This window comes from uncultured Amphritea sp. (genome assembly GCF_937127095.1).
Lineage (GTDB): Bacteria > Pseudomonadota > Gammaproteobacteria > Pseudomonadales > Balneatricaceae > Amphritea.
The window spans coordinates 82873-90165 of the sequence record NZ_CAKZLP010000055.1; the positions used below are offsets into that span (position 1 = coordinate 82873).

Here is a 7293-nt window from a genome sequence, read left to right on the forward strand (position 1 = left end):
CCTATGACTCCTCTTCTGGAACTCCGATCTTTAGGCTGTGGCTATGACAACACCGTTATCGCTGAACAGCTGGATTTGCAACTGCAGGCGGGCGAAATAGCCTGCCTGTTAGGCCCCAGCGGTTGTGGCAAAACGACCGTGCTGCGGGCGATTGCCGGTTTTAATCCGCTGTTGTCTGGCGCTATTGTTCAGAATGGCGAGGAGATCTCTGCTGTCGGTTTTATGCTGCCGCCGGAGCAGCGTGGCATCGGTGTCGTGTTTCAGGATTATGCACTGTTTCCCCATCTCAACGTGTTTGACAACATCGCGTTTGGTTTACACGCTCGCAGCGCTGCAGAAAAAAAACAGACCGTTGCTGAGATGTTGAAGCTGGTTGAACTGCCTGACCTTTCATCCCGTTATCCCCATGAGCTTTCGGGTGGCCAGCAGCAGCGGGTGGCGCTGGCCCGGGCGCTGGCACCTAAACCTAAACTTCTGCTGATGGATGAACCATTCTCCAATCTGGATACCGATCTGCGTAAACAGCTAGCGCTGGAGGTGCGAGCGATTTTAAAAGATCAGGGAATCGCCGCGATTATGGTGACCCACGATCAGCAGGAAGCCTTTGCTATTAGCGATAAACTGGGCATTCTGGCGCAGGGCAGGCTGCAGCAGTGGGGCACACCGACTGAGTTGTATTACCAACCGGCTAACCCCCTGGTCGCGGGGTTTGTTGGCAAGGGCGAACTGTTTGACGCCGAATGTCTGAGTGAGACTACGGTGCAGACTGAGCTGGGTATCATTGAGTTTGCTGAGCCTTTTGGCGCGGTTACGGGTAAGCAACTCTCACTCTTTATCCGCCCTGCGGATATTCGGCCCAGTATAGAAAAGGGCAGTGTGATGGCCCGCGTTGAGCAGAAGGAGTTTCTCGGCAGTTCGGTGGTGTATCAGTTGCTCCTGCCCTCCGGACGGCGGGTCGAGTCAGAAATTTTTGAACCCCGAATGTTTGAGGTCGGCGCTCAGGTTTCTTTGCATGTTGCGGCTCATCGGCCGATAGCGTTTAGTGCCTGATACTCTTAGCTATCTTAAGAGATCAGTTGCTGTTGCGGGTGGATGAAATAGTCCGGCTTAGCAGTATGACCGGAATAATCCCCACCAGAACGATCAGCAGGGCCGCCAGGGAGCAGGCCTCCAGCATCTCATCTGAGGCATACTGGTAGACATAGGTCGCCAGGGTATCGTAGTTGAATGGCCGCAGGATCAGCGTTGCGGGCAACTCCTTCATGCAGTCAACAAATACCACCAGTGCAGCGGTTAGTATGCCGCCTTTTATCAATGGCAGATGAACTCTGATCAGGGTTTGCAGTGGCGAGAGCCCCAGTGAACGGGATGCCATATCCATGCTTTCGGTAATCTTGTTAAGACTGGATTCTACCGAGCCTACCGATACCGCCAGAAAACGCACTACATAGGCGAAGATTACAGCGAAAGCGGTTCCGCTGAGCAACAGTCCGGTGGATAGATTGAAAAACTGCTCCATCCGGGCGTCGATAAAATTATCAAATGCCGCCAGCGGGATAATTACACCAATAGCTAGCACCGCGCCGGGCATGGCATACCCCAGACTGGAAAACTGTGCGGCCACCTTCAGGCTACTTTTTTTATGCAGCCGCTTTGAGTAAGCCAGCAGCAGCGCAATCATAATGGTCAGCAGCGCGGCACAACTGGAGAGGATAAAGCTATGGCTGGCATGGGTGATGAAGTCGTTGGTCCATAGTTGGTCGAAGTTGCTCAACGCATAACCGGTTAATACCCAAACCGGAATGATAAAGCCGGTGATCACCGGTAGCGCACAGAGTAGTGTTGCTCCCCAGGCGCGCCAGCCTGATAGTCTGTAGCCGGTGAGCGTCTTATAGCGGTCAGCACTGTTAAACTGCCGTTGCTTCGCCCGGGCCAGTCGTTCCAGTGAGATCAGGATGACCACAAAGATCATCATCAGACTGGCGATCTGGGCGGCCCCGCCTAAGTTGCCCATATTCAGCCAGGTATCATAGATGCCTGCGCTCATACTTTTAACCGCAAAATAATCCACAGTGCCAAAATCATTTATGGTTTCCATCGACACCAGTGACAGGCCTACGGCGATGGCCGGGCGGGCGATTGGCAGGGAAACCCGGTAGAAACTTTGCCATGGCGTGCAGCCTAAGGTGCGACTGGCGTCATGGATGGTGGTGGACTGCTCCAGAAAGGCGGCGCGGGTCAGTAGATAGATATAGGGATAGAGCACCATGGCCAGCATCAGAATCGCACCGCCGAGGGTGCGAATATCGGGAAACCAGTAATCCTGTGCGGTTTGCCAGCCGAATAGCTCCCGCAGGGCGATCTGTAACGCGCCGGAGTATTCCAGCAAGTCGGTGTACACATAGGCGATCACGTAGGCAGGTACGGCAAACGGCAGCAGCAGCGCCCATTCGAACAGGCGCCGGCCAGGAAAACGGCACATAGTCACCAGCCAGGCGCCGCAGACGCCGATAGCGATGGAGAGTGCCCCGACCCCGAGCATCAGCGCCAGGGTGGTGGTGATGTAAACTGGAAGAACGGTTTCCGCCAGGTGGGTCCAGATATTTTCCCGGGGGAACAGCGCCAGATAGAAAACAGACAGCACGGGCAACGCCACCATCAGGGCGGTACCCCAGGTGGTGCTATACCAGCCAAGCAGATAGCTGCCAGGCCTTTTGATTGTTGCGGTGATTTGTTGACGCTCCCTGATGCCCTGCATAACTCTCTTCTGTTAACGAAAAAACGGTAGTACGAAGACTACCGTTTGGGTGGATGGTTGTCGATAACGCGCCTTAATCGTTGGCGGATCAGTTATCGAAGCCCACTTTATCAGCCATTCGCGCAGCCTGTGCCCGCAGTTCGGCAATTTTTTGCAGGTTGATACTGTCCTGCTTAAAGTCGCCCATATACTGATCTAACAGTGGGGAGCGCTTGGTTCCCGGACGTACCGGAAACTCAAAGTTAGCCTCAGCATACATCGACTGGGCCTGCTCTTCACTGAGAAATTCCATCAGTTTAATCGCATTCTCTTTATTCGGTGCATATTTGGTCAGTGCTGCTCCGGAGATACTCATATGTGCGCCACGATCATCCTGATTGGGGAAGATCAGGTTGACAGCGTTGGCCCACTCTTTCTGTTCTGGCTGCTCTTCATTGGTGATCATCTTGCCAAAATAATAAGAGTTACCCAAAGCGATGTCGCAGACCCCCTCTTTAACGGCTTTAACCTGTGCCCGGTCGTTGCCCTGTGGTTTACGTGCGAGGTTCGCTTTTAATCCTTCTAACCATTGCTCAGCCTCCGCTTCACCATGATGCGCAATCATCGAACCGATCAGTGACAGATTGTAGGTGTGTTTACCGCTGCGGGTACAGATACGACCTTTCCATTTAGGGTCTGCCAGCTCTTCATAGGTTTTAATCTCACCCTCTGCAACCCGTTCTTTAGAGGCGTAGATCAGTCGGGTGCGGCTGGTAAGGCCGAACCAGTGGTTAGCCGGGTCGCGGTAGTGTGCAGGAATATTCTGCGTCAGAACTTCACTAACGACCGGCTGGGTCAACCCCTTTTCGACCACATCGTAGAGTGGCCCGATATCGGATGTCAGCACAATATCTGCAGGAGAGTTTTTGCCTTCATGTTGCAGACGTTCAATTAGCCCTTTTTTAGCAAAAATGACATTCGTTTTGATGCCCGTGTCTGCGGTGAACGCTTCGAGCATCGGCTGAATCAGGAACTGCTGGCGGTAGGAGTAGATATTCACCTCATCCGCGGCGGAGACGTGAGTGGCTGCTAGCGTCAGCGGCAGAGTCAGCATCGCCAGTTTTTTAAAGTTTGTTTTTAAGTTTGTAGTTAAATTTTTACGCATAATAGGGTTACCTGATTCAGATTATTGCATGTAACAAGTTCTTAATTGCTAATGCGAACTATTCTTATTTATATCGAAATAAAAGTCAACCGTAATGCGTATGATTCTCAATTAAGTTGTTCGGGATGCTACAGACAGGCTGTTCTCAGATAGGGAAAAGTCGGGATAACAGCACCGGAACGGCATTTTCTACCCTGAGAATCCGGGGGCCGATATGGATCGCTGTAAACCCGGCGCTTTGCAGCTTATTCACTTCATAAGGGATAAACCCTCCTTCAGGGCCAATAGCCAGCGTGGTAGCGATGTTTTCTGCAGCGGGGCAGATTTCGGCATTGTAAGGATGGGCAACCAGCGCCCGGGTATGTTGTGCAATTTCCGGCAGTTCATCTTCGACAAAGGGCTTAAAACGTTTGCGCAGATGAATTTCTGGCAGCAGGGTATCACCGGCTTGCTCAAGACCCAGTAATAGCTGTTCTGTTAAATATTGTTCATGCAGCACCGGGCTTGACCAGTAACTCTTATCAACTTTGTATGAGTTGATAAGATAGATCTGCTTAACCCCCATGCTGGTGACGGTCTGCAGAGTACGCTTGAGCATTTTCGGGCGCGGCAGGGCCAGAATCAGCGTGATAGGCAGAGGTGGGGGCGGTTGTTTATCCAGTTTTATCTGCAGCGTGACCGATTGCTCTGCCAGGGTAATGACAGTCCCCAGACCGATATCGCCATCCAGCAGGCCAACCTTGAGTTGCTGGCCTTCAACCGGCTGATGAAACTGTTTGATATGGTGAAAACGCCGGTCGCTGATAACAACGGTATCGGTTGCGATAAAATCAGTTTGGAAAAGCAGAATCAGATTCATGTCAGCCCGGCATGGTGGTTATTAAAGGCCGCCATTCTAAAGCAGCTTTATGACGTTAGCTATCGTCCATCTTTTTCAGTCGATAGGCCAGTGCGGGGCGTGTCAGTCCTAGCTTTCTGGCCGCTTTAGAAACATTACCATTCGTCTGTGACATCGCTTCTTCAATCAGTTGCTGCTCCAGTTGCTCCAGATTGAAGTTGTCGACCAGCAGACGACTAACCGCTTCTGTGTCGTCAGCGGGTTGTTGCGCCCGCGTCTCTTCGCACAGTAAGCCTCTGCCATTAATAATATTCAGGGGATGAGAGGGTTCAGATAGCGAGGGAAAGAAACTGGCTAAACCGATGGTGTTGTTATTTTCAGTGAGAATAGCCCCCCGTTCGATCATATTTTCCAGCTCACGAATATTTCCCGGCCATTTATATTGCGTCAGTGCCTGCATCGCTTTATCAGACACTCCGGCCGTTTTCTTGTTATACAGTGCGCAATATTTTTTCAGAAAATGCTCTGTCAGCAGGGGGATATCTTCGGTGCGATCCCGCAGTGGAGGGATATGCACTGGGTACACATTTAAGCGGTAAAACAGATCTGCTCTGAAACGCCCCTCCTGCACTGCGTTTTCGAGGTTTTCGTTAGTCGCAGCCACCACCCGCACATCAATTCGACGGGTTTTGATATCACCTACCCGTTCAAATTCAGACTCTTGCAGGACTCTCAGCAGCGACGCCTGTGCCCGGGGTGTCAGCTCAATCACCTCATCAAGGAAGATAGTGCCGTTATGCGCTCGTTCAAACTTGCCTTCGCGGGATTGAGTGGCGCCGGTATAGGCGCCTTTTTCCACTCCGAATAACTCAGCTTCAATAAGGTCTGGCGGGATACAGGCGCAGTTTACCGCAACAAAGGGTTTGTCTGCCCGGTCGCTGGAGCTGTGCAGGCCCCGCGCCACGATCTCTTTGCCGACACCGGTTTCTCCCTGTAACAGTACGCTGACTTTGCTTTTAGAGGCTTTTTTAATCAGGTTACAGACATTCCTGAACGCCGCCGAGTGGCCCACGCTGTTAAACAGCAGATCTTCTTCCACCTCAGTGCTGCGAAACTGATCTTTCAGCGAACTGACTTCGTTTTGCAGCGCCAGTAGTTGTTCAATCATGGGATCTGGCAGCAGATATTTTTCAGTCTCGTCAGCATCGTCCCAGTCTTCTGCCAGACGGCCTTCAATATGGCAATGATCAGCGCCGGTTCCCGCGCACTGGGTTTCCCGGAAAATGATTTGACGGTTCATGTAGAAGGTGGAAAATCCGCTGGCGTAACCGATCAGTGTCCAGCAGATGGGTACGTCTGATTTGCCATAATTGGCCAGATGCGCTTCTACTTCATGTGAGTTAAACCAGTCAAAAGCTGCATGGAAATAGCCGCTTTCAACGTCGAAATTCAGTGAAACAGGGGTTACTTTGACCATACCTTTGATCGCGTGCAGTTGTGGCCCGACCATAAACGCTTCTTCGGGCGTCATCTCCGGCCGGACTTTTTTGGCCAGTTCTGCATCGCGCCAGCCGCTATGGTAACCAAAGCGCATCAGAAAGCCTTTGGCCCGCTCCAAACCCATCGTCTGAATCAGTTCCTGTCGCAGCAGGCCCATCACCGACGAGTGGATCAGCAACATACGTTGCTCATCAAGCCAGATCTTTCCTTCGTCGTTTTCGAAACGTATCTGTTGCAGCAGATCCTGTGGATCCGGGAGTATGGGGTGTAGTTCAGTCATCACTTTGTACAGCTTAGTTATTGTTATTTTCTTTGTGCTCAGGGTTATAACCCTTTTCATTGTGACTCTATTTGTTGCACAAAAACAACACCCAATTTGTATCGCTCACTGCTTTGCCTGGCAGGGAATCACCCACCGCAGGAAAATGGGTGGCAGAGGTACAAGTTGATTTTTTCATGAAGTTTTAATCATTTGATCAGTTTTCAGCCGAGAGGGTCAATGATATAAACCAGTAGCGATGAATGATCTTAAAATTTATTTATCCTTTTTAAATCAGTGTATTAAATCTTGTCATTGTCTTTCTGTCAGGGTGTTCTTTTCGCTGGCACAGACGTTGCTCTATCACCTGTGATTAAAACTTAACGTCACAGGAGGCCCTATGCCCGATCTGCAACTTCATACCCGTGAAGGCTCTGAGCATCGTCCCGGGTTCGATCAGCTGACCAAATATGTGCGGGTGCGCAGCTCCGTTAATTCACGGTTTGTTGAGTTTGATTTTGCCATTGGTGACCCGACGCTGTTTGTTGAACTGATTATGCCTGAGAAGGCATTTAAGCGTTTCTGTGAGATCAATGAAGTCGTTTTCATGACTGTTGAACAGCAGCAGGCAGTGGATATCGAGATGGAAAAATGGCGCTACGGCGAGGAGACCCTGATGGCAAAAAACCATAGCTGACAGAGCTAACCGCTGCGCTGATAAATAAAAATAAATAACCCGAACAGAAGGGATCAAGCAAATGACCATAGAGATCAAAACCGCAACGCTGGAGCCG

Annotated in this window: 6 protein-coding genes; 2 read left to right on the plus strand and 4 right to left on the minus strand. The window is 51.0% G+C overall.

Going from position 1 to position 7293, the window contains the following annotated elements:
• The first annotated feature begins 3 nt into the window (after window positions 1-3).
• Entirely contained in the window at window positions 4-1050 is a 1047-nt protein-coding gene (locus tag Q0499_RS13790) for an ABC transporter ATP-binding protein (protein WP_299200308.1), read from the plus strand.
• A gap of 22 nt (window positions 1051-1072) precedes the next feature.
• On the opposite strand, the gene Q0499_RS13795 is transcribed toward Q0499_RS13790, so the two are convergent.
• From Q0499_RS13795 to Q0499_RS13810, 4 genes are all read right to left on the minus strand, one after another.
• A complete protein-coding gene (locus Q0499_RS13795) occupies window positions 1073-2758 on the minus strand; it encodes an iron ABC transporter permease (RefSeq protein WP_299200309.1) in 1686 nt (561 codons plus the stop codon).
• An 88-nt stretch (window positions 2759-2846) separates the two neighbouring features.
• Entirely contained in the window at window positions 2847-3902 is a 1056-nt protein-coding gene (locus tag Q0499_RS13800; protein ID WP_363317801.1) for a Fe(3+) ABC transporter substrate-binding protein, read from the minus strand.
• A gap of 145 nt (window positions 3903-4047) precedes the next feature.
• Window positions 4048-4761: a 16S rRNA (uracil(1498)-N(3))-methyltransferase gene (locus Q0499_RS13805; RefSeq protein WP_299200310.1), complete on the minus strand. Its 714-nt coding sequence runs from the start codon at window positions 4759-4761 to the stop codon at window positions 4048-4050.
• Between the two features lie 55 nt (window positions 4762-4816).
• Window positions 4817-6520, minus strand: a complete 1704-nt coding sequence (locus Q0499_RS13810) for a sigma-54-dependent Fis family transcriptional regulator (protein WP_299200311.1) — start codon at window positions 6518-6520, stop codon at window positions 4817-4819.
• A gap of 379 nt (window positions 6521-6899) precedes the next feature.
• Between Q0499_RS13810 and Q0499_RS13815 the strand changes: the two genes are divergently transcribed.
• Complete coding sequence (locus Q0499_RS13815) at window positions 6900-7196, plus strand: phenol hydroxylase subunit (protein ID WP_299200313.1); 297 nt, start codon at window positions 6900-6902, stop codon at window positions 7194-7196.
• The last annotated feature ends 97 nt before the right edge of the window (window positions 7197-7293 follow it).